General features: G+C 56.8%; 22 protein-coding genes. 12 read left to right on the top strand and 10 right to left on the bottom strand.

The genetic code is table 11. The features are described 5' to 3' along the window. The first annotated feature begins 402 nt into the window (after nucleotides 1-402). The gene (locus ACJ8HT_RS07595; protein WP_033634815.1) at nucleotides 403-579 is read left to right on the top strand and encodes a GhoT/OrtT family toxin; all 177 of its coding nucleotides are present in this window, start codon (nucleotides 403-405) and stop codon (nucleotides 577-579) included. A 273-nt stretch (nucleotides 580-852) separates the two neighbouring features. Here ACJ8HT_RS07595 and ACJ8HT_RS07600 read toward each other — a convergent pair whose 3' ends face one another. Further along, a complete protein-coding gene (locus ACJ8HT_RS07600) occupies nucleotides 853-1,146 on the bottom strand; it encodes a hypothetical protein (RefSeq protein WP_197652945.1) in 294 nt (97 codons plus the stop codon). A gap of 225 nt (nucleotides 1,147-1,371) precedes the next feature. On the opposite strand from ACJ8HT_RS07600, the gene ACJ8HT_RS07605 reads away from it, so the two are divergent. From ACJ8HT_RS07605 to ACJ8HT_RS07615, 3 genes are all read left to right on the top strand, one after another. Beyond that, nucleotides 1,372-1,854 carry a hypothetical protein gene (locus ACJ8HT_RS07605; RefSeq protein ID WP_197652946.1) on the top strand — a complete coding sequence of 161 codons (483 nt, stop codon included), beginning with the start codon at nucleotides 1,372-1,374 and terminating at the stop codon, nucleotides 1,852-1,854. Nucleotides 1,855-2,159: 305 nt separating this feature from the next. Further along, nucleotides 2,160-2,720: a 3'-5' exonuclease gene (locus ACJ8HT_RS07610; RefSeq protein ID WP_197652947.1), complete on the top strand. Its 561-nt coding sequence runs from the start codon at nucleotides 2,160-2,162 to the stop codon at nucleotides 2,718-2,720. Nucleotides 2,721-2,797: 77 nt separating this feature from the next. Then, a complete protein-coding gene (locus ACJ8HT_RS07615) occupies nucleotides 2,798-3,991 on the top strand; it encodes a multidrug effflux MFS transporter (RefSeq protein ID WP_049201681.1) in 1,194 nt (397 codons plus the stop codon). 8 nt (nucleotides 3,992-3,999) lie between these two features. On the opposite strand, the gene dadX is transcribed toward ACJ8HT_RS07615, so the two are convergent. Together dadX and ACJ8HT_RS07625 are read right to left on the bottom strand one after the other, a co-directional pair. Then, on the bottom strand, nucleotides 4,000-5,073 hold the full coding sequence (dadX, locus tag ACJ8HT_RS07620) for a catabolic alanine racemase DadX (RefSeq protein WP_197652948.1): 1,074 nt from the start codon (nucleotides 5,071-5,073) through the stop codon (nucleotides 4,000-4,002). Nucleotides 5,074-5,149: 76 nt separating this feature from the next. Next, nucleotides 5,150-6,454: a D-amino acid dehydrogenase gene (locus tag ACJ8HT_RS07625; RefSeq protein WP_123895151.1), complete on the bottom strand. Its 1,305-nt coding sequence runs from the start codon at nucleotides 6,452-6,454 to the stop codon at nucleotides 5,150-5,152. A 541-nt stretch (nucleotides 6,455-6,995) separates the two neighbouring features. On the opposite strand from ACJ8HT_RS07625, the gene ACJ8HT_RS07630 reads away from it, so the two are divergent. After that, a complete protein-coding gene (locus ACJ8HT_RS07630) occupies nucleotides 6,996-7,313 on the top strand; it encodes an antibiotic biosynthesis monooxygenase family protein (protein ID WP_194573107.1) in 318 nt (105 codons plus the stop codon). 46 nt (nucleotides 7,314-7,359) lie between these two features. Here the strand turns inward: ACJ8HT_RS07630 and zinT are convergent, their stop codons facing one another. Then, nucleotides 7,360-8,010 (bottom strand): metal-binding protein ZinT, encoded by a 651-nt coding sequence (gene zinT, locus ACJ8HT_RS07635; RefSeq protein WP_174135058.1) that lies wholly within the window; start codon nucleotides 8,008-8,010, stop codon nucleotides 7,360-7,362. Between the two features lie 301 nt (nucleotides 8,011-8,311). Here zinT and ACJ8HT_RS07640 point away from each other — a divergent pair, with 301 nt between their 5' ends. After that, nucleotides 8,312-9,847: a SpoVR family protein gene (locus ACJ8HT_RS07640; RefSeq protein WP_004932268.1), complete on the top strand. Its 1,536-nt coding sequence runs from the start codon at nucleotides 8,312-8,314 to the stop codon at nucleotides 9,845-9,847. 57 nt (nucleotides 9,848-9,904) lie between these two features. Here the strand turns inward: ACJ8HT_RS07640 and fadR are convergent, their stop codons facing one another. Further along, nucleotides 9,905-10,624 carry a fatty acid metabolism transcriptional regulator FadR gene (fadR, locus tag ACJ8HT_RS07645; RefSeq protein ID WP_025303107.1) on the bottom strand — a complete coding sequence of 240 codons (720 nt, stop codon included), beginning with the start codon at nucleotides 10,622-10,624 and terminating at the stop codon, nucleotides 9,905-9,907. A gap of 243 nt (nucleotides 10,625-10,867) precedes the next feature. On the opposite strand from fadR, the gene nhaB reads away from it, so the two are divergent. From nhaB to ACJ8HT_RS07660, 3 genes are all read left to right on the top strand, one after another. After that, nucleotides 10,868-12,433, top strand: coding sequence for a sodium/proton antiporter NhaB (nhaB, locus tag ACJ8HT_RS07650; protein ID WP_197652949.1), 1,566 nt, complete (start codon nucleotides 10,868-10,870; stop codon nucleotides 12,431-12,433). A 120-nt stretch (nucleotides 12,434-12,553) separates the two neighbouring features. Next, the gene (gene dsbB / locus ACJ8HT_RS07655) at nucleotides 12,554-13,084 is read left to right on the top strand and encodes a disulfide bond formation protein DsbB (protein ID WP_004932277.1); all 531 of its coding nucleotides are present in this window, start codon (nucleotides 12,554-12,556) and stop codon (nucleotides 13,082-13,084) included. Between the two features lie 657 nt (nucleotides 13,085-13,741). Continuing rightward, nucleotides 13,742-14,503, top strand: a complete 762-nt coding sequence (locus ACJ8HT_RS07660; RefSeq protein WP_194573104.1) for an aspartyl/asparaginyl beta-hydroxylase domain-containing protein — start codon at nucleotides 13,742-13,744, stop codon at nucleotides 14,501-14,503. A 105-nt stretch (nucleotides 14,504-14,608) separates the two neighbouring features. Here the strand turns inward: ACJ8HT_RS07660 and ACJ8HT_RS07665 are convergent, their stop codons facing one another. The 4 genes from ACJ8HT_RS07665 to ACJ8HT_RS07680 form a co-directional block, all read right to left on the bottom strand. After that, nucleotides 14,609-15,055, bottom strand: coding sequence for a YcgN family cysteine cluster protein (locus ACJ8HT_RS07665; RefSeq protein WP_025159803.1), 447 nt, complete (start codon nucleotides 15,053-15,055; stop codon nucleotides 14,609-14,611). 121 nt (nucleotides 15,056-15,176) lie between these two features. Continuing rightward, nucleotides 15,177-15,833, bottom strand: a complete 657-nt coding sequence (locus ACJ8HT_RS07670) for a fumarylacetoacetate hydrolase family protein (protein WP_004932286.1) — start codon at nucleotides 15,831-15,833, stop codon at nucleotides 15,177-15,179. Between the two features lie 58 nt (nucleotides 15,834-15,891). Then, the gene (locus ACJ8HT_RS07675) at nucleotides 15,892-16,914 is read right to left on the bottom strand and encodes a lytic murein transglycosylase (protein ID WP_060439784.1); all 1,023 of its coding nucleotides are present in this window, start codon (nucleotides 16,912-16,914) and stop codon (nucleotides 15,892-15,894) included. Between the two features lie 28 nt (nucleotides 16,915-16,942). Beyond that, nucleotides 16,943-17,215 (bottom strand): YcgL domain-containing protein, encoded by a 273-nt coding sequence (locus tag ACJ8HT_RS07680; RefSeq protein WP_004932294.1) that lies wholly within the window; start codon nucleotides 17,213-17,215, stop codon nucleotides 16,943-16,945. A 136-nt stretch (nucleotides 17,216-17,351) separates the two neighbouring features. On the opposite strand from ACJ8HT_RS07680, the gene minC reads away from it, so the two are divergent. The 3 genes from minC to minE are packed head-to-tail and all read left to right on the top strand — an operon-like array spanning nucleotide 17,352 to nucleotide 19,158. After that, entirely contained in the window at nucleotides 17,352-18,047 is a 696-nt protein-coding gene (gene minC / locus ACJ8HT_RS07685) for a septum site-determining protein MinC (protein WP_060423893.1), read from the top strand. Between the two features lie 25 nt (nucleotides 18,048-18,072). After that, entirely contained in the window at nucleotides 18,073-18,885 is an 813-nt protein-coding gene (gene minD / locus ACJ8HT_RS07690) for a septum site-determining protein MinD (RefSeq protein ID WP_016927452.1), read from the top strand. A 3-nt stretch (nucleotides 18,886-18,888) separates the two neighbouring features. Beyond that, nucleotides 18,889-19,158 carry a cell division topological specificity factor MinE gene (gene minE, locus ACJ8HT_RS07695; RefSeq protein ID WP_004932303.1) on the top strand — a complete coding sequence of 90 codons (270 nt, stop codon included), beginning with the start codon at nucleotides 18,889-18,891 and terminating at the stop codon, nucleotides 19,156-19,158. A gap of 237 nt (nucleotides 19,159-19,395) precedes the next feature. On the opposite strand, the gene rnd is transcribed toward minE, so the two are convergent. Next, complete coding sequence (rnd, locus tag ACJ8HT_RS07700; protein ID WP_038877158.1) at nucleotides 19,396-20,517, bottom strand: ribonuclease D; 1,122 nt, start codon at nucleotides 20,515-20,517, stop codon at nucleotides 19,396-19,398. Nucleotides 20,518-20,581: the final 64 nt, after the last annotated feature.

A 20,581-nucleotide genomic window follows, 5' to 3' on the forward strand; every position in this document is an offset into this window, starting at 1 on the left:
GGCTGGCAAGCAGCGCATCGGGACGATGCGCTAAAACCGGCCCTCAAAGTGCCCACGAAAGCGAAACCTGACGCTATCCCGCCTTAACCTTTCCGCCCACAGATACATCAATAATATTTACGGATAACAGTCCTATCCCCTTTCTGCGTCCCTCGTCGACTTTTTTCTGACCTAGTGCACCCCCCCAAACAGAGGGCTTGTCAGACGCAAAATGTTACCGGTAACTATGTTGTTGATTTCTTTTTGTAATAACCGGAAAGCCGTTAATAACCCTACGTTCTTTATAGAAATAAATTATGCATTCTTATGGATAAAGGTATGAATAAACGGCCTTTGGTCATTGATTATCACCCGCCAAGCTCCTAGAATTCGCGCGTAAAAATACAACTGGGATCGGGTTTCATGTCGTCGCTGTGGGTTGCAACGCAATACTGTTATTTTATTGGTCTGTTAGTTTCTATGATTTTCACCTACCTGGTTAGCCGGGACACCGTCAAAATACGCTGCATCAGCGCATTGACCATCGGGTTAACCTGGCCGTTGAGCCTGCCGGTCGTGTTGCTGTTTTCACTGTTCTAATCCCCCAACAGACCTCGCGGCGGGCTTGGTTTTTTAAACAGCCATGCTAATGAAAAAGGAAAGGCCGCGGCGACGCGGATTTTTGGCGTGGGATAAAAAAAACGCCAGCGCAAGGCTGGCATGAAAACTGGAAGCAATGTGAGCAATGTCGTGCCGGCTCGGGGGGCACAGAAGGAGACAACCCTTTCCCCTCACCGGCGAAAAGATGATAATACGTCTCATTATTGATTGTAAAGTCATTTCCCTGCGCAACGTTTCCCCTTTGGAAAAATATCAGCCGCGCGGCGCTCGCCAGCACCGATACAACCGCCCCGTCCCCCACACCAGCACCCACAGCAAAATATTCATCCCCAACCAGAGCATCAGCAAGTAGAAGAAAGTTTGATAACCGGGTATGCCCCGGTCGGCCAAAAACGGGTTAAAGTGCAAAAATTTGACGATCGCGAAGGGGTTAAGATTGAAACGGTTGAACACGGCCGCCGTCAACAGCGGCGGCAACAGCGAGTAAAACGCAAGGCTGAACAGCAGCAGAATCTTAGTGCCCGAAGTGTTTTTATAATCTTTCATATCAATATATTACGTCTTTCACCATGGTGCAGAAACCGCCAAATAGTCGCACGCCAACCGACCCCGCGAGAGAAAAAGAGTTCCAGGCCAGCGCGGAAATAAAGCCGATCCTGTGTTTAATCGTCATTTAGCGCGCGGGTGATATATACCCTGTGAATTTTAAATTACGATGCCGCCGCGCCGTCTTCAACCGCAGCGTTTGCCGGGCATCATCAGGAGGCATTAATGAAACCGGACGCACTCGCCCTGCCGCCGAGCCCGAAAAAGCTCAAAGTGATCTACGGCTGGTATATTTACGTGATCTATATCCTGCTGGTTTTCAACATTTACATGGCGGTCTACAACGTCTGCGTTCGGTATCCGATCGAAGCCCCGCTGCTGTCGCTGTTTCACAGCCTGTTCCTCGCGTTGATGCTGCAACAGGTGCTCAAGAAAAATGTCGTTTTCGCCTGGATTTTGCTGAGCTACTTTATTCTGATGCGCCTGTATTACGCCAATGTGCTGCATGTCGAGTTCACGTTAGTGAGCCGCGGCCTGGTTCTACTGATTCTGACGCTGCTGCTTACCGGCGCCGTGGCCGTCGGGCAACTGGCAACGCCCCCGCAGCAGCATGACTGGCTGGCACGGCTGGGTTGGCGGCAATGGGGTGCTCTCACGGCGCTGGCGGCCATCCTGACCCCGTTGATTACCACTGACTATCTGGGGTAAGAATGGCGTTATTTGGGGATATGGGGTTCGGAAATGTCTACGATGCGACATATTTTGGTGTAGTTGCCCGCCTTCTCACAGATCTTGTCCGTGACAAACACGCTAAGGTAGCCCAGCAACAGCAAGTAGCCAACCATGCACAGAATAAAGATAAGCGTTCTCACCGATAGCAACCAACCTGACAAGAGTATCCCGAGCATCATAACCTGAACGCGGTGCTTTAAAAGGATTTCATGTGCGCACCGGCCGCATTGGCGCACGTTCTGTAGTAACATTAAGCCACCACGCCCCCACCGGAAACGCCGATGCACCATCTGATGTTAGATATTGAAACCCTGGATATAAAACCCAGCGCCGTCATTCTGGTGGTGGCAGCGGTGTTTTTCGATCCCCGAACCGGGGAGCTGGGTGCCGAATTCGAAACCGCCGTCAGCAGCCAGAAAGACCAACCGGGCCGTACCATCAGCCTGGATACGGTCGCCTGGTGGGCAAAACAGTCCGATGAAGCGCGCAAGCAAGCCTTCGGCGGCACAGAGAGCCTGAAGCGCGTACTGAGCAGCCTCAGCCGCTTTATCCATATGAACAGCACGGATACGGTGAAAGTCTGGGGCAACGGTAAAGAGTTCGACTGCGCGATCCTCGAGCACGCCTTCCAGCAGCTGGAAATGCCCTGCCCGTGGAAATTCTGGGATACACAAGACGTGCGCACGGTGATCACGCTGGCGGAACTGCACGGCTTTAACCCGAAAAAGACTCGCCCGTTCGAAGGCATGCCGCATCGTGCGTTGGATGACGCTCGCCACCAGGCCCGCTATGTGGCCGATACCGTCTCGGCGCTCTATTACCGCCCGGGGGCGCAGCGCTGACCCGCTTTGCCCCTTTTCATTCATCGCCAAAATCTCTACTCTAGCCCTCTTTGTCACTCGGACGTGCCTTTCCTGTTATGCAAAAGTTTCTGTTTATGCTTCTCAGCCTGGTGCTGCTCGGCCCATTAGGCATCGATCTTTACCTGCCGACCATTCCCGCCATTGCCGTCGGCCTGGGCAGCAGTGAAGCGCTAATCCAATCCACCATTTCACTGTTTATCCTGGTGCTCGGCCTCGGCCAGATCATTGCCGGCCCACTGGTGGATAACTATGGCCGCAAGCCGGTGGCGCTGGCCGGCATTATCCTCTATATGATCGGTGCCGCGATGGCTGCGCTGGCCACCAGTCCGACGGTATTCATCGCTTCGCGTCTGCTGCAAGGGGTAGCGGTTTGCTGCACCGCCGTCGTCGCCTTCAGCGGCGTGCGCGATCGCCTGAATGGCGACGATGCCGCCCGCGCTTTCGGTTTTCTCAACGGCACGCTGAACATCATCCCAGCGCTGGCGCCGCTGCTCGGTGGCCTGCTCGCCGAAGCCTTCGGCTGGCGCGCGCCTTTCTGGTTCCTGGTTGGCTATGCGCTGCTGGTGTTGGTGCTCATCGCGCTGCGCCTGCCGGAAACCCGCCCCGCTGATACCGTGCCAGTCAAAGGGCTGCCGGTGCGCCAATACGCGCGCATCCTCAGCGAACGGCGCTTCCTCTCCTTTGCGGTGGTGAACTCCGGAGCGATGGGCATGGCGCTGACTTACGTTTCTCTGGCACCGAATGTGCTGATGGGCACCGCCGGCCTGACCCCGCTGCAATTCTCTTTGGTGTTCGGCGCCAACGGTTTCTGGATCATGCTGGTCAGTTTCTTCGCCAACCGCATTATTCACAAGGTCGGCCGCCCGGTTTGTCTGGCGACCGGCGGTATTTTGATGGGGCTGGGCTGTCTGGGCCTGCTGCTGGGCGTCATGCTGCTGCCCGCGACGGCGCAAGCGCACTGGCTGGCGTATATGCTGCCGGTTGCCAGCGCCTGCGCTGGGTTAGCGTTCGTGATGGGCCCGGCCACCAGCTACGCGCTGGAGCCGTATTCCAATGAGGCCGGCGTCGCGTCAGCCCTGGTTGGTTTCGTGCAGATGGCGGGCGGCGCCGCGCTGGGTCTGGTGGCGATGGCGTTGCCGCTGCAACCTAAGCTGTCGCTGGCGTTGGTGATGCTGGCGGGCTGCCTGCTGGCGCTGCATGCGCGGCGACTCAGCAAGCAGATTAAGGGGCAGATTAGAAAAGTTGCCTGAGCGGCGGCTCAGGCTTCGGTGACGACCGGCACCCGCGCCGCTAACGCCGACAACAGCTCATAGCCTAACGTCCCTGCCGCCGCGGCCACCTCGTCCACCGGCAGGCGTTTCCCCCACAGCTCCACCTCGGCGCCCAGTTCGACTTGCGGACAGGGCGTCAGGTCCACCGCCAGCATATCCATCGATACCGTTCCCAACGTGCGCGTCAGCACGCCATCCACCCATACCGGCGTACCGGTAGGCGCATGACGCGGATAGCCGTCGGCGTAACCGCAGGCCACCACGCCGATACGCTGCGCGCCTGCGGCGCTGTAACGGCCACCGTAACCCACGCGATCGCCAGATTTCAGCTGCTGAATGCCGATGATCTCGCTGCTCAGCGTCATGGCCGGCTGCAACCCCGTCGCCGCAACATCATCCCAGCAACCGCTCGGCGAAGCGCCATACAGAACGATCCCTGGGCGAATCCAGCTCTCGTGGGTTGAAGGATGCCACAGCGTGGCTGCCGAGTTGGCCAGGCAGCGCGGCAGCGGTATGTCGGTAGCCGCCGCCTCGATGGTGGCCATCTGCTGGGTCACGCCTTCCGGGCCGTCGGCGGTGGCGAAATGGCTCATCAGCGTAAGCTCGCCGATATTGGCAACCGCCTGCGCCCTTTGCCACACCTCGCGTAGCCGTTCGGGTGCAAACCCCAACCGATTCATGCCGCTGTTCACTTTCAGATAAACATTGAGCGGTACGCTCAGCGTGGCGTCGGCGATCGCCGCCAGCTGCCAGTCGCTGTGCACCGCCGTCGTCAGGCGATAGCGATCGAGCAACGCCAGATCCTGCGGCTGGAAGAAACCTTCCAACAGTAGAATCGGCCCTTGCCAACCCGACTCGCGCAACAGTACCGCTTCGGCCAGATCCAGCATGGCGAAGCCATCGGTTTGTGCCATGCTGCGCCAAACGTGTTTGATGCCGTGGCCATAGGCGTTGGCCTTGACCACCGCCCAGATTTTGGCGCCGGGGGCAAAGCGGCGCACCACCTGCAGGTTATTTTCAATCGCGCCGAGATGCATCGTGGCGGTTATGGGACGGGGCATCGATTCTCCTTGGGGCAGCGTACAGCGGCCACGCGCGCCTGCGCGTGGCCGGTTAAGTCTATGACAGAGTTGACGATTAACGTGCGGGATGCACGTCGTTCAGCGGCACCGAGTGTTGCTGACGAAACCCGGCGCTGTAACGCGCCACCGCCAGATCATCGGAAGGGATCGCTGGCGTAATGCCAGACATCAGATCGGACAACAACTGCCCGGAACCGCAGGCCATCGTCCAGCCCAACGTGCCATGCCCGGTATTGAGGTACAGGTTCTTCAACGAAGTGCGGCCGACGATTGGGGTGCCGTCCGGCGTCATCGGGCGCAGACCGGTCCAGAACGTTGCGTCTTCCACTCTGCCCCCGTTCGGGTAGAGATCGCGCACCACCATCTCCAGCGTTTCGCGCCGTTTTTGCTCCAGCTGTGTATTGAAACCGACGATCTCGGCCATGCCGCCAACGCGAATACGCTGGTCGAAGCGCGTGATGGCGATTTTGTATGTCTCGTCCAGCACCGTTGAGAACGGCGCCGCCGCTTCGTCTGTGATAGGGATAGTCAGCGAATACCCCTTCAGCGGGTAAACCGGTATCGACACCAGGCCGCGCAGCAGTGCCGTGGAGTACGAACCGAACGCCACCACGTAACTATCGGCCTTAAACACTTCTGCGCCGCACTGCACGCCGGCGATCTTGTCGCCCTCCACCAACAGGCGATCGACGCTGCGGTTGAACAGGAAGGTCACGCCCGCCTGCTCTGCCATCTTCGCCAGCTGTTGCGTAAACAGCTGGCAATCGCCGGTCTCGTCGTTCGGCAGCTGCAGGCCGCCGGTCAACTTGTGCGCTACCTGGGCCAGCGCCGGCTCAACGCTGGCGAGCTGGCTAGCCTCCAGCAGTTTGTAAGGCACCCCGGCATCTTCCAATACCGCAATGTCTTTCGCCGCGTTTTCAAACTGTTGCTGGGTGCGGAACAGCTGCAGCGTGCCGCCCTGGCGGCCTTCGTACTGGATACCGGTTTCCTGCCGCAGCGCCTTGATGCAGTCGCGGCTGTATTCCGCCAGGCGCACCATACGGCCTTTGTTGGTCATGTAGTGTTCGGTGTTGCAGTTTTTCAGCATCTGCCACATCCAGTTAAGCTGGAAACTGCTGCCGTCAAGACGGATCGCCAACGGCGCATGGCGTTGAAACATCCACTTGATGGCCTTCAGCGGCACGCCCGGCGCCGCCCAGGGAGCGGCATAGCCCGGTGAAATCTGCCCGGCGTTCGCCGCGCTGGTTTCCAATGCAGGGCCAGGCTGACGATCGATCACCGTCACCTCATGCCCCGCCTTCGCCAAATACCAAGCACTGGCTACGCCCACCACTCCACTACCTAAAATTACCACTCGCATCGCTGACTCCAGCCCAAGGCTTCACAAAGCATAATCTTCTGCTTACAGGAAATTAACTCAGTGAAAAAATCCGTCCAACAACTTCGTCATCAAACGTGACAATATTCACAATTAATTTATCGTCGATGGGCCCTGCATTTGCAATAGCCGCGCGTAAATAGCGATAAGATGCCGTTTAAGGCGGAATATGACGTCAAACCGCCACTGAATCGATAGCAATGCTATCAGTGACAGCAAAGAAAAAAGGCATGGCAAGCAACAATGATTTAACAGAATATAAAAATACCGCTAAACACATAGTCAGAATAAAAAACTAATAAAACAAAAAATACCAACACAACAGACAAAAAGAGTTCCCTCTCCCCGCAGCAGAAAAATCGCGTAAAATTTCGGCAAAAATTAACCTTATATTTGCTACTGGAATAAAACGGCCGATCGCCTTAGCCGCACCCATTTATTTTGAATGCTGCAGCACGATATGAACGTTAAAACCCAAAGCAGATCCTAAAGTTCACACTGTCGTTCTTCTGGGGAGTTCCTTATGTTTATCGCTATCTACCAGTTCTCAGTCAAACCCGGACACGAACAAAGCTTTCGCCAGGCCTGGCTTGAGTTGACCCAGGGCATCTATCTGCAGCGCGGCAGCCTCGGATCACGCCTGCATCGGGATGTGGGCGGGCAGTTTATCGGCTATGCGCAGTGGCCAAACCGCGCCGCATGGGAAAACGCCGGTGATATTCAGTTGGATGAGCGCTACCGGCAAGCCCGGGAGCGAATGCGCGCGACTTTGTTGGCGGATGAAACGTTGTTTGAAATGGAAGTGACGGACGATTACTTGCAAATCAGGCCGTTTGACTGACTATAAGCCCACATGAGTGGGCTTATACCTGCGTGAGCGAGCGGCATCAATGGTGCAGCATCTCGTCCACGACTTCTTTGGTCTGCAGCTGGAATGGGTAATAGGTCGGCCAATTGTCCATCTCTTTCAGCAACGCCTCTTGCGATGTGTTGCCCATAAAGATATGGAAGTGCGCCGATTTGCGCGGGCCGATAATGTGATCGCTGAACTGCACGAATTTCGGCGCCAGGCTGCCGGCATCCTGGCATTCGAACAGGTAACGTACGCCCTTTTTACCTGAGACATACGTCAGGATCTTATGCCCGGCGTACTTATACCGGCAGGCGCTGGATTGGTCGCCGCGGTGAAATTCCATGACGCCGTTCTCAATGCCGATGGTATCCACGTCGGTGGCGTACCCTTTGCGGTAATAGGCCTTCACTTCTGCGAAGGTCTTGCTCTTATCCTGCGCCGCCTTCTTCTTGAACACCGGATCGAGCTCCCCATTGAGCAGATAAGGGTACACGGATTGCCACACGCCCTCCCAATCCGCCAGGTTGCGGTCTTTGACGTCTTTATCGTCGAACACGCCCGCCTCCGCCTTTTTTTCAACTTCCGTCAGCGGTTTGCCATGTGAATGATGCCCGTGGGCAAGCGCTTGCCCGCCGATGAACAACGCGGCCAGCGCCACCGCCAATTTGCCAAAATGCCTCGCCAAAAGATGCTCCTTGTCCGTTATTGAGAAAACGAAAAGTTACAATATAACATAACAATTTTCAATCCCTATCGCGCAGCAGCAATGTGTTGCGCCCCCCTGCCGCAGGGCTATACTCGGAGAAGAAGCGAGGTGCTGCGCCGCCTTCAGCCGGGACGGACGCGACGCCGAATTGGCCATCGTTCGCTCCTTTCCGTACCAGACTTTTTATTTCACTGATTTGCAACGGTTAATTATGACTTGAACTATGCTTGTTACAGGGCCTGCCGTTTGAGCAAGACCCGTGAATAATGAGGGTGCGCTGATGACTACTTCAACACATGAAAAGGTTAAAGATGATAAACGTCTGAGCGATGGACCGGACTGGACGTTCGAACTGCTGCAGGTGTATTTGGAGCAGATCGACCGCGTCGCCAAGCATTACCGGCTCGACACCTACCCCCATCAGATCGAGGTGATCACCTCTGAGCAGATGATGGACGCCTATTCGAGCGTCGGCATGCCGATCAACTATACCCATTGGTCCTTCGGTAAGAAATTCATCGAAACCGAACAGCGCTACAAGCAGGGCCAGCAAGGGCTGGCGTATGAGATCGTCATCAACTCCAATCCCTGCATCGCCTACCTGATGGAGGAGAACACCATCACCATGCAGGCGCTGGTGATGGCGCACGCCTGCTATGGCCACAACTCGTTCTTCAAGAATAACTATCTGTTCCGCAGCTGGACCGATGCCAGCTCCATCGTCGATTATCTGCTGTTCGCCCGCCACTACATCAGCCAGTGCGAAGAGCGCTACGGCGTCGATGAAGTGGAGCGGCTGCTGGACTCCTGCCACGCGCTGATGAACTACGGCGTTGACAGGTACAAACGCCCGCAGAAAATCTCCCTGGTAGAAGAGAAAGCGCGCCAAAAAAGCCGCGAAGAGTATCTGCAAAGCCAGGTGAACACGCTGTGGAAGACCCTGCCGCGCGTCGAACGCGAAGAGTCGCCGGAGCAGGCGCGCCGCTATCCGAGCGAGCCGCAGGAAAATATCCTCTATTTCATCGAGAAGAATGCGCCGCTGTTGGAACCCTGGCAGCGTGAGGTGCTGCGCATCGTGCGCAAGGTCAGCCAGTATTTTTACCCGCAAAAGCAGACTCAGGTGATGAACGAGGGCTGGGCCACTTTCTGGCACTACACCATCCTCAACCATCTGTACGACGAGGGTCGGGTGACCGAGCGGTTTATGCTGGAGTTTTTGCACAGCCACACTAACGTGGTGTATCAGCCGCCCTATAACAGCCCGTACTATAACGGCATCAACCCGTATGCGCTGGGCTTCGCCATGTTCCAGGACATCAAGCGCATCTGCCAATCACCGACCGAAGAAGACCGCTACTGGTTCCCGGACATCGCCGGCAAAGACTGGCTGGACACCTTGCACTTCGCCATGCGCGACTTCAAGGACGAGAGCTTTATCAGCCAGTTCCTGTCGCCCAAAGTGATGCGCGATTTCCGGTTGTTCACCGTGCTGGACGACGATCGCAACAACTATCTGGAGATTGCCGCGATCCATAACGAAGCCGGTTACCGGGCGATCCGCCAGGAGCTGTCAGCGCAATACAACCTGAGCAACCATGAGCCGAACATTCAGATCTGGAACGTGGACCTGCGCGGCGACCGCTCGCTGACGTTGCGTTACATCCCGCAGGAACGCGCACCGCTGGATAAGAGCCGCCGCGATGTGTTGAAGCACCTGCATCGCCTGTGGGGCTTCGACGTGATCCTCGAGCAGCAAAACGAAGATGGCAGCGTGGAGTTGCTCGATCGTTGCCCGCCGCGGCCGACGCCGCTGTAACCGCCACAACGACAAAGGGCGCCAAATGGCGCCCTTTCTTATTTCATGAATACGCGATTAGCGACGCGCTTCAGTCAGATCGCTCGGCATGGTGCCCTGCATGCTCTGCCAAATCGCCCCGCTGTCTTTACCGTAGTTGCGCACGGTATCCATCACCTGGTCGTACAGCTTCTCATGGCACAGCGTGGACAGCTTGCTGTAGAAGGTCAGCGCCAGCTTGCGCGCTTCCGGGTTGGAGAAGTAGTAACGGCCCACGCGGGTGTACAGCCCTTTCAGGCCGTTGAAAATCAGGCCGTAGATCGGGTTGCCGGAAGCGAACGCCAGGCCGCGGAAGATCTCGTAATCGAGCAGATTGAAAGCGTCCGCCTGATCTTCTACCTCGGCGGCCTTCGCCAGCACTTCCTGGGCCTGTTCCGGATGATTGCGCACCGCGGCGCGAATAAAGATCGACGCGATATTGGTGCGCACCGACAGCAGGTTGTCAATCAGCTGCGGGACGCTCTTGTGATCGAGACGGGCCACGGTCTCAAGGATATTGAGGCCGGACGTTTCCCAGAAATTGTTCACTTTGGTCGGTTTGCCATGCTGAATGGTCAACCAGCCATCGCGGGCCAGACGTTGCAACACTTCACGTAACGTGGTGCGCGTGACGCCAATCAACTCCGAAAGCTCACGCTCCGCGGGCAAAATAGAGCCAGGGGGGAAGCGATTATTCCAAATACTCTCAATAATGTACTCTTCCGCGAAACCGGCAGGACTCTGCGCCTTTATGACCATGTGTTTGACGTTCCGTTGCGACGATAAAATCAGTAAAAGTAATCAGCTCATCATACCAGATCGTGCTGACATGACATAGCGTGAGCGAAAAACAATAAACGAAAGTGTGCATAAAGTGGCAAAAAACGCGCAAAAACACCGGCCGGCAGAAATTTGCCGCCGTAAAACAAGCTCCGGTTGCGCCCGCCCCCGCCGCATTGTTAGGGTACGTGCTACGACTGATTTAAGGATGCATAAAGGACAATGGAAACAACCCTGCGCAGCGCCCTGCTCAAAAACTTTCTGGGGCAATCTCCCGACTGGTACAAACTGACTATTCTCATTTTCCTGGCGGTCAACCCCTTGGTGTTCTTCTTCGCCAGCCCGTTTGTCGCGGGTTGGCTGCTGGTGGTCGAGTTCATCTTTACCCTGGCAATGGCGTTGAAATGCTACCCGCTGCTGCCGGGCGGCCTGCTGGCGCTGGAGGCGGTGGCCATCGGCATGACCAGCCCGGCGCAGGTCTCGCAGGAAATCGAACATAACCTGGAAGTCTTGCTGCTGCTGGTCTTTATGGTCGCCGGCATCTACTTTATGAAGCAGCTGCTGCTGTTCGTGTTCACCAAGCTGCTGCTCAACATCCGGTCAAAAACGCTGCTGTCGCTGGCGTTCTGCCTGGCCGCCGCCTTCCTTTCCGCCTTCCTCGACGCGCTGACGGTCGTGGCGGTAGTGATTAGTGTGGCCACCGGCTTTTATTCCATCTATCACAACGTGACGTCGAATCGCCCCGATGGCGACATCGGCGATGACAGCGATTTCACCGGTGAAGAGCGCAAGCAAACGCTGGAACAATTCCGCGCCTTTCTGCGCAGCCTGCTGATGCACGCCGGCGTCGGCACCGCGCTCGGCGGAGTCATGACCATGGTGGGCGAGCCGCAAAACCTGATCATCGCCAAAAGCGCGGGCTGGGGTTTTATCGATTTCTTCCTGCGTATGGCGCCGGTCACGCTGCCGGTGTTGGTGTGCGGCCTGCTGGTCTGTTGGCTGGTAGAGCGTTTTCGCCTGTTTGGCTATGGCGCGCAGTTGCCGGCGGCAGTGCGCGACGTACTGAAAGAGTATGATCGCAAAGCCACCGCCGGCCGCAGCAGGCAAGAACGCCTCAAGCTGGTGATGCAGGCGCTGATCGGCGTTTGGCTGGTGCTGGCGCTGGCCTTCCATCTGGCGGAGGTTGGGCTGATCGGCCTGTCGGTGATCATCCTCGCCACTTCCCTGTGCGGCGTAAACGACGAGCACGCCATCGGCAAAGCGTTCCAGGAAGCGCTGCCGTTCACCGCCCTGCTGACGGTGTTCTTCACCGTGGTCGCGGTCATCATCGAGCAGCACCTGTTCAGCCCGGTGATCCAGTTTGTGCTGCGCGCCGACCCCGCCTCTCAGCTTTCGCTGTTCTACCTGTTCAACGGCCTGCTGTCGTCGGTTTCCGACAACGTGTTCGTCGGCACGGTTTACATCAACGAGGCGCGCACGGCGCTGGAGACCGGCACCATCGCGCTGAAACAGTTTGAGCTGCTGGCGGTTGCCATCAATACCGGCACCAACCTGCCTTCGGTCGCCACCCCTAACGGCCAGGCCGCGTTCCTGTTCCTGCTGACGTCGGCATTGGCGCCGCTGGTGCGTCTGTCGTATGGCCGCATGGTGTGGATGGCCTTGCCTTATACGGTGGTACTGACGGTGGTCGGTCTGCTGTGCGTTCAGTTCACGCTGGAGCCGGCGACCGAGCTGCTGACGCAGTGGCATTGGCTGGCGCTGCCGCCCATCGACGCCGTCGGTCACTAAGGCGGCGTCGGCAGGGTGAACCGACTATTTTTACGCTGAATCCGGCCCAGGTGGCTGGCAGCGAGAAGGAATTGGTTTACACTGCCGGTTCAATTGCTTACTGCATGGAAGAATCTAGATATGTTGCAATTCTTTAACCGCTGTTCACAAGGACGCGGCGCCTGGCTGCTGATGGCCCTGACAGCGTTGGTGTTGGAACTGGTCGCGCTCTATTTCCAGCACGTTATGCTGCTGCAGCCCTGCGTCATGTGCATTTACGAGCGTTGCGCGCTGTTCGGCATCCTCGGCGCCTCGCTGGTGGGCGCCATCGCGCCGAAAACCCCACTGCGCTACGCGGCCATCTTGCTGTGGATTTACAGCGCCTGGGAAGGCGTACAGCTGGCATGGAAGCACACCATGATCCAGTTGCACCCTTCTCCGTTCAACACCTGCGACTTTTTCGTCAGCTTCCCTTCTTGGCTGCCGCTGGATAAATGGCTGCCGGCGGTATTCCACGCTTCCGGCGACTGCTCCGTGCGCCAATGGCAGTTCCTGACGTTGGAAATGCCACAGTGGCTGGTCGGCATCTTCGGCGCCTATCTGCTGGTGGCGCTGATTGTGCTGATCGCACAATTTGTTCGCCCACGTCGCCGCGACCTGTTCGGCCGCTGATCGGCAGACAAGCAAAAAACGGCGCCGAAAGGCGCCGTTTTTTTAGGGTATTGCGGTCAAATTCAGAGATAACCCCATTTCAGGTATGTGTAAGGAAATAAACGAGCACAATCAGCGCTCCAGCCACGGCAAACAGACGGATCATTTTCATTGTTATACTCTCGAACATGCGGGAGAGTGGCCAAATTACCCAACTTATCGTTTAAAAAGAAGCATTCCGGTTCAGTTAAGCGTGTAATTTACATAACATTAAACTTCTGCGATATCGTCGGGCAAAAACAGGCGGCGCCAGCGCTTTCCTTTCGGCCTTCGGGCAGCAATAAATTACCGTTACTTATGAACCGCTGCGTCTTTGTCACATTCAGAGCACAATATTTTGGTGAAGTTTGCCCATAAAATCCTTATAGTATCGGCAAAGTGAGTATTACCGATTTCCCTGGTGTTGTTGTGTGTCTTGCCCCTCATCTTTGCAGGGGCTTTTTTCCTTCCTTCCCCTTTATCCCTAGCCCCGCTCACCGTTCGCGCACTAATGATTAAAATCATTCGCGATGCTTTCCTTATGCTAAATGACGTTGTGATTTTCACCCTTTCTTACGGTGAGCCAGGCCCTGTCTCTGGCTGACTGCATAACGTCAATGACATCAAGGACACGATTCTATGCCGGATACCGCATTGCCCCCTGCATCTCAGCGGCCCCTCCTGCGCCGCCTGCTGCTTAAAGCCGGGAAAAGATTCCTGCGCTGGAACGGCGAATTTCAGACCCGTCATTCGCTAATCTCGACTACGCCGCAGATCGGTAATCACGAATTTAACTGGGTGGCCACGCTGGAAGCCCATTGGCCGGCAATTCGGGAGGAGTTGGATCGGCTGCTGGAGCATCCGGAAGATATTCCCGCGTTCCACCAAATATCGCCGGATCAGAAACGCATCTCTAAAGGGGATAACTGGAAAACCTTCGGGCTGTTTGTCTACGGGCAGCGGGTTGATGAGAACTGCGCCATTTGCCCGCGCACCGCACAGGCGGTCAGCGAGATCCCCGGCATGCGCACCGCGATGTTTTCGATTCTTAAACCGCACTATCACATCGTGCCCCACAAGGGCCCGACCCGTGCCGTGGTGCGTGCGCACCTGGGGTTGATCGTGCCAAAGGATCGGGAAAAGCTGTGGATCCGCGTTGACGATCAGATCCTGCACTGGGATGAGGGAAAGGTGATTCTGTTTGATGATTCCTACGAGCACGAGGTTCGCAACGACACCGACGAGCTGCGTGCGGTGCTGTTTCTCGATATCGACCGGCCGATGGACAAAGTGGGTACGGCGGTGAATAAACTGCTGTTCAGCCTGATCAAGGCCAGCCCTTATGTGAAGCAGCCGCTGAAAAACCTGGCTAACTGGCACCGCCGCGACAAACAAGCATGAAGTGACGGCTTATGTCATGAGCGCCACGCCCGTGGGTAACGCTATAAATAGCGCAGAGGGCGGAATGTCTGAATACGCCGCCCTCTTGCTGCCCAACGGGTGACGTTACCTGGCCCAGTCCGGCTTGTTGAGGATATGATCCTGCCAGTCCACGACTTCGCTCTCGCGCACCGCGATATGCCGCACCGTGATGCGCTCGCCGTGCATCGCCGCCTTGGAGCCACTCAGCAGCGGGTGCCAAGGGAACAGCGGTTTGCCTTCACCGATCAGGCGATAGGCGCAGGTCGGCGGCAACCAATCGAAGGTCGTAAGGTTCTCGCGCGTCAGTTTGATGCAGTCCTCTTCCAGCTCGAAGCGCCGCTCATAGTTACGGCATTGGCAGGATTTGATGTTGAGCTGGTTGCAGGCTACGTTGGTAAAATAAATCTCGTCGGTATCTTCGTCGATCAGCTTATTCAAACAGCATTGCCCGCACCCGTCGCACAGCGATTCCCACTCTTGTTCTGACATTTCCGCCAGCGTTTTCTGTTGCCAAAAAGCGAGTTGTGACATGTTAGCGTCCGGTTTCGGTAAATGGATAAGTCACCTGCGCACAGGTTCGAGGGGGGACTATATAGACATTTTAGCCACAAGATGCAAGCTTTGCCGCCGACGGCGCCGGCGGCAAGAGAGATCAGATCACGCGGGTGCTGAGCGTTTTGCCGTTCAGGCTGATTTTCAGCATGTCGCCGGAGGCCATCGGGCCCACGCCCTGCGGCGTGCCGGTCAGAATGATGTCGCCGGCGCGCAGCGTGAAGAAACGGCTCATGTAGCTGATAAGCGGCAGGATCGGCGTGATCATGTCACGCGTATTACCCTGCTGGCGCAGTTGATCGTTAACGGTCAGCGACAGCTCGGCATTTTGCGGATCGCCGAATTCCGCCACCGGGATAAACCCCGACATCGGGCAGGAACCGTCGAAGGCCTTGGCCTTTTCCCAAGGCTGACCGGCTTTTTTAAAGCCCGCCTGCAGATCGCGCAGCGTCAGATCGAGCGCCACACCGTAGCCGGCGATCGCCCGCGCAACGCGGTCTTCGTTGGCCTGTTTCAACGGCGTGCCGATCAGTACCGCCAGCTCCACCTCATGATGCACCGCACCGAACTCTTTGGGGATGGCCACCGGCTGGCGAATGTCGCACAGCGCCGTTTCCGGTTTGATGAACACCACCGGCTCGACGGAAACCGCGCTGCCCATTTCCTTGATGTGATCGGCGTAGTTACTGCCGACGCAGACCACCTTGTTCACCGGGAAATCGAGCAGCGAACCCTGCCAGTCTCTATGTTGATACATACCGCTTCTCCCAAACTGTAGAGGCTTGGCGCGCCAAGCCGATTATTGGTGTGCCGGATCAATGCCCGATCGCGTCCGCCATCATACCCACGGCGAGGGCGAAATAGTAAGAGCGATTCCAGTGCATGAGGGTGCGAAAATTATCATAGACCAGGAACGTCCGCCCCTGCAGATCATCCGGCGCGATGATCCAACCGCGCTGAACAGCGTGCGGCAAGGCACTGCCATCCGCACGACGCACCCCGCGTTGTTGCCAGGCGTTGACGCTGCGCGCCTGCGCGTCTTTCAACCCCAGCTCGGCCCGATTGAAACCGGCGGGCAATTTGACCTCGCGCCCCCAGCCGATGCCGGCCTGCCAGCCTTCTTTGGACAAATAACTGGCCGTAGACGCGAAGACATCATCAATGTTGTTCCAGATATCGATGCGCCCGTCACCGTCGCCGTCCGCCGCGTAGCGCAAGAAAGAGCTCGGCATAAACTGGCATTGCCCCATTGCGCCGGCCCAGGAGCCTTTCAGGGGCGTATCGCCGACGTGCCCCTGCTCGACTATCTGCAACGCCGCCATCAGCTCCTGGCTGAAAAAGGCCTCGCGGCGCCCTTCAAACGCCAGCGTCGCCAGCGCGGACACCACGTCTTCCCGCCCCTGAATCTTACCGTAGGCGCTTTCCATGCCCCACAGCGCGATGATATAGCGCCCCGGCACCCGATAGCGCTCGCTGGCGCGCGTCCATTGCGCCTGGCGCTGCCGGTACAGTTCGCGCCCCTGGCGCACCTTGGCGGGCGACATTACACGCCGCAGGTAGTCATCCAGGGTAATCTTCTGCTCCGGCTGATTGCGATCGGCCTTGATCACCCGATCGACGAAATGTATTTGCGCAAAAGCACGGTCAAGGGTGCTCTGGCTGATGCCCTGCTCCCGCGCCTGGCGCTTGAGTTGCTCGACATACGCCGGAAACTGCGCCGGATCCCGGCCGCTCGCCGCCAGCGTCGCCTCCTGTGCCGCCTGCGGTGCGCCCGGTATCAGCACACCGCCCAGCGCCAGCCAGGCGGCCAATACGGTTCTTCTCGCCGAACGTGTCATCGCGCCTCCCCTGGCCGTGGCCGCCGTCTCAGGCCTTGTCGCCCGCCAGATGCTGATTGAGCAGGTTTTCTACCGGCGGCGGGAACTGCAGGTAATAGCCTTCGTCTTTCAACGCCTGCTTCACCTTTTCGATATCCGCCGAGGCCAATTTCTTGCGCTCATCGAGCGAAAGCATCATGGCGAATTGCGGCACGCCGAAACTTTTCATCAGCTCTTCCGGCACACGAGAGAAATCGTCTTTTTTTTCGACATAAAGATAAGTTTGATCGCGTTTCGGGCTTCTATAGATCACACAAAGCATTTTTTTAACTCTATTTAATTGAGGGAGCGTCTTGCCTGGATATAACTCTGACTATAACATGCTTATAGTACATCGGAATATCGCACCCCGAGTGGTATTCCGGGGATTTAAAGTTGCTGAGACTGAGTCAGGATAGATGTCACAATCGCCAATTGAGCTAAAAGGCAGCAGTTTTACCCTATCGGTTGTTCATTTGCATAATTCGCAGCCTGAGGTAATACGTCAGGCGTTACAGGAAAAAGTTGAGCAAGCGCCCGCTTTTCTGAAAAACGCCCCTGTTGTTATCAACGTCGCAACGCTGGATGGCGATGCGAACTGGAAAGAACTTCAACAGGCTGTCGCGGCAGCAGGTCTGCGCGTTGTGGGTATCAGCGGTTGCAGAGATGAGCGTCAAAAGCGCGCGATAGCCCGTGCCGGGCTGCCGCTGCTGAGCGAAGGCAAAGGCCAGAAGATGGCGGCGCCGGAGCCTGCGCCTGCGCCCGTGGCGGCGGATAACGCCCCCGCTAAAACGCGTATCATCAGCACGCCTGTCCGTTCCGGCCAACAGATTTACGCCCGCAACTGCGATCTTATCGTGACCAACAGCGTCAGCGCCGGCGCCGAATTGATTGCCGACGGCAACATTCATGTCTACGGCATGATGCGCGGTCGCGCACTGGCAGGCGCGTCAGGCGACACGCAATGTCAGATTTTTTGCACCCACCTGGCGGCTGAGCTAGTCTCTATCGCAGGGCAGTACTGGTTGAGCGACCAAATCCCGTCCGATTACGTCGGGCAGGCCGTACGACTCAGCCTGTTGGATAACGCTTTAACCATACAACCTTTAAACTAAGCCCTTTTGACAAGGAATCCATTTCATGGCACGCATTATTGTTGTTACATCGGGTAAAGGGGGCGTTGGCAAGACCACTTCGAGCGCGGCCATCGCTACCGGCCTGGCCCAGAAAGGCAAGAAAACCGTCGTGATCGATTTCGATATCGGCCTGCGTAATCTTGACCTGATCATGGGCTGCGAACGTCGGGTAGTGTATGATTTCGTGAACGTGATTCAGGGCGATGCCACGCTGAATCAGGCGTTGATCAAAGACAAACGCACTGAAAACCTCTATATCCTGCCTGCTTCGCAGACGCGCGACAAAGACGCGTTGACCCGCGAAGGCGTTGAAAAAATTCTCAACGATCTCGGCGAGATGGATTTTGACTTCGTGGTGTGCGATTCACCGGCCGGTATCGAAACCGGTGCGCTGATGGCGCTGTACTTCGCCGACGAAGCTATCATCACCACCAACCCGGAAGTGTCTTCGGTACGCGACTCCGACCGTATCCTGGGCATCCTCTCTTCCAAGTCACGCCGCGCCGAGAAAGGCGAATCGCCAATCAAGGAACACCTGCTGCTGACCCGTTACAACCCGGGCCGCGTCAGCCGTGGCGACATGCTGAGCATGGAAGACGTGCTGGAAATCCTGCGCATTCCACTGGTGGGTGTGATTCCGGAAGACCAGTCCGTGCTGCGCGCTTCCAACCAGGGTGAGCCTGTCATTCTGGATGCCGAGTCAGACGCCGGTAAGGCGTACGACGATACTGTTTGCCGCTTGTTGGGGGAAGAACGCCCATTCCGCTTCATTGAAGAAGAGAAGAAGGGTTTCCTGAAACGCCTTTTTGGGGGATAAACCATGGCCTTATTAGACTTCTTTCTGTCCCGCAAAAAACAGACAGCCAATATAGCCAAGGAACGGCTGCAGATTATCGTCGCAGAGCGTCGTCGCGGGGACAGTGAGCCCCCGTATCTGCCTGATCTGAAACGCGATATTCTGGCGGTTATTTGCAAATACATTCAGATCGATCCTGAAATGCTGCACGTGCAATTCGAGCAGAAAGGGGACGATATTTCGGTACTTGAACTTAACGTGACATTACCGGAATCGGAAGAAGCAGCTAAATGATTGCGACGCATTAATTACCCCCTGTATATTTTATGCAGGGGGTAACTGTATGTGCATCCAGTTATTAAGCTTTATCGCCAGCAAAAAAGTGATTTTTCCCTTTGGGACAATTCCCAATTAACTTTGCCGCCGCCTCGTTTAAAGTAAATTCTGGCCAGATTTACCTTCAACGCATTATTTCCTGCCTATATTCACCCGAGCAGAGTTTCCCTACCCTGCCCTGGTGATAATCAGCGATTAATAATCTTTCAGGATGTCCTGCAGCGGTGCCATTAATAGATCGCCGCGCCAGCCGCTGATTAATTCAGGGCGACTTTCGCCGTCCTTCAGTTTCCAATGCCAGTTCAGCAATTGGTTAATTTGGCGACGGGATGCCAGCAGTTCGCTGCTCAACCCGCTTTGCTCGCTGACGGCAGCGATCGCCGCCTTGATGTCTTTGAACACCTTCTTGTAGCCCGGCTGATCGATAAGGTTAGCCAACGGCGCCGGCAACTCGGATTCTTCCAGCGCTTCGGCTTCCGCCACCAGCGCCAGCAGCGTTTTACCGTGATAACGGATCTCCGGCCCGCTCAGGCCCAGCGAATCCAGTTCTCCCAGCGAAGACGGCATATAGCGCGCCACCTGCCACAAGTTTTCCTCACGCACCACGAAGTTCACCGCCAGATCGCGCTCGCGTGCCTGGCGCAGCCGCCATTCCGCCAGCTTCTGCAGACAACCGAGCTGACGCGGGCGCAGCTGCCAGGCGTTGCTGATTTCGCGGTAGGCCAATGCCGGCGCCAGCGTCTCGCTACGGCGCTGGCACAGCAGCAGACACTCGTTATTGGCCGCCGCGGTCCAACCGGCCTCTTCCGTCTCCTGCACCAGCTGTTTGGCCATCGGCAGCAGATAGAACACGTCGGCAGCCGCGTACACGCACTGCCTTTCAGTCAGCGGACGCGCCAGCCAGTCGGTGCGCGACTCGCTCTTGTCCAGCTCAACCTTCATGTACTCCGCCACCAGCGTCGCGAAGCCACAGGAGAGCGGCCGGCCGGTAAAGGCCGCCAGGATCTGGGTATCGACCATCGGCGTCGGCAGCGTTTTAAAGGCGTTGAGAAACACTTCGAGATCTTCACTGCCGGCATGCAGGAACTTCACCACGGCGGTGTCGGCCAGCAGGTCGACAAACGGCTGCCATTGCTTGATCGGCAGAGGATCGATGAGGGAGAGTTGTTCACCGTCGTAGAGCTGGATCAGGCCCAGCTGCGGATAGTAGGTGCGCGTTCTGACAAACTCGGTGTCCAGCGCAATCTGGGCATGCTTTCTCGCCTGCTCGCAGACCTGCTGCAATCCGGCATCGGTAGTGATCAACTGATAATTCAAAACATCATTCTCTTGTAGGATTCAAACACAACAACGCCGGCATTCACCGGCGTTGTTGATAGTC

Source organism: Serratia sp. CY44782, from assembly GCF_052168715.1.
GTDB lineage: Bacteria > Pseudomonadota > Gammaproteobacteria > Enterobacterales > Enterobacteriaceae > Serratia > Serratia nevei.

Excerpts from the sequence above, each read along its gene's own strand:
- ACJ8HT_RS07595 (WP_033634815.1), top strand. The coding sequence starts at position 403 with ATGTCGTCGCTGTGGGTTGCAACGCAATACTGTTATTTTATTGGTCTG.
- ACJ8HT_RS07600 (WP_197652945.1), bottom strand. The coding sequence starts at position 1,146 with ATGAAAGATTATAAAAACACTTCGGGCACTAAGATTCTGCTGCTGTTC.
- ACJ8HT_RS07605 (WP_197652946.1), top strand. The coding sequence starts at position 1,372 with ATGAAACCGGACGCACTCGCCCTGCCGCCGAGCCCGAAAAAGCTCAAA.
- ACJ8HT_RS07610 (WP_197652947.1), top strand. The coding sequence starts at position 2,160 with ATGCACCATCTGATGTTAGATATTGAAACCCTGGATATAAAACCCAGC.
- ACJ8HT_RS07615 (WP_049201681.1), top strand. The coding sequence starts at position 2,798 with ATGCAAAAGTTTCTGTTTATGCTTCTCAGCCTGGTGCTGCTCGGCCCA.
- dadX (WP_197652948.1), bottom strand. The coding sequence starts at position 5,073 with ATGCCCCGTCCCATAACCGCCACGATGCATCTCGGCGCGATTGAAAAT.
- ACJ8HT_RS07625 (WP_123895151.1), bottom strand. The coding sequence starts at position 6,454 with ATGCGAGTGGTAATTTTAGGTAGTGGAGTGGTGGGCGTAGCCAGTGCT.
- ACJ8HT_RS07630 (WP_194573107.1), top strand. The coding sequence starts at position 6,996 with ATGTTTATCGCTATCTACCAGTTCTCAGTCAAACCCGGACACGAACAA.
- ACJ8HT_RS07640 (WP_004932268.1), top strand. The coding sequence starts at position 8,312 with ATGACTACTTCAACACATGAAAAGGTTAAAGATGATAAACGTCTGAGC.
- fadR (WP_025303107.1), bottom strand. The coding sequence starts at position 10,624 with ATGGTCATAAAGGCGCAGAGTCCTGCCGGTTTCGCGGAAGAGTACATT.
- nhaB (WP_197652949.1), top strand. The coding sequence starts at position 10,868 with ATGGAAACAACCCTGCGCAGCGCCCTGCTCAAAAACTTTCTGGGGCAA.
- dsbB (WP_004932277.1), top strand. The coding sequence starts at position 12,554 with ATGTTGCAATTCTTTAACCGCTGTTCACAAGGACGCGGCGCCTGGCTG.
- ACJ8HT_RS07660 (WP_194573104.1), top strand. The coding sequence starts at position 13,742 with ATGCCGGATACCGCATTGCCCCCTGCATCTCAGCGGCCCCTCCTGCGC.
- ACJ8HT_RS07665 (WP_025159803.1), bottom strand. The coding sequence starts at position 15,055 with ATGTCACAACTCGCTTTTTGGCAACAGAAAACGCTGGCGGAAATGTCA.
- ACJ8HT_RS07670 (WP_004932286.1), bottom strand. The coding sequence starts at position 15,833 with ATGTATCAACATAGAGACTGGCAGGGTTCGCTGCTCGATTTCCCGGTG.
- ACJ8HT_RS07675 (WP_060439784.1), bottom strand. The coding sequence starts at position 16,914 with ATGACACGTTCGGCGAGAAGAACCGTATTGGCCGCCTGGCTGGCGCTG.
- ACJ8HT_RS07680 (WP_004932294.1), bottom strand. The coding sequence starts at position 17,215 with ATGCTTTGTGTGATCTATAGAAGCCCGAAACGCGATCAAACTTATCTT.
- minC (WP_060423893.1), top strand. The coding sequence starts at position 17,352 with ATGTCACAATCGCCAATTGAGCTAAAAGGCAGCAGTTTTACCCTATCG.
- minD (WP_016927452.1), top strand. The coding sequence starts at position 18,073 with ATGGCACGCATTATTGTTGTTACATCGGGTAAAGGGGGCGTTGGCAAG.
- minE (WP_004932303.1), top strand. The coding sequence starts at position 18,889 with ATGGCCTTATTAGACTTCTTTCTGTCCCGCAAAAAACAGACAGCCAAT.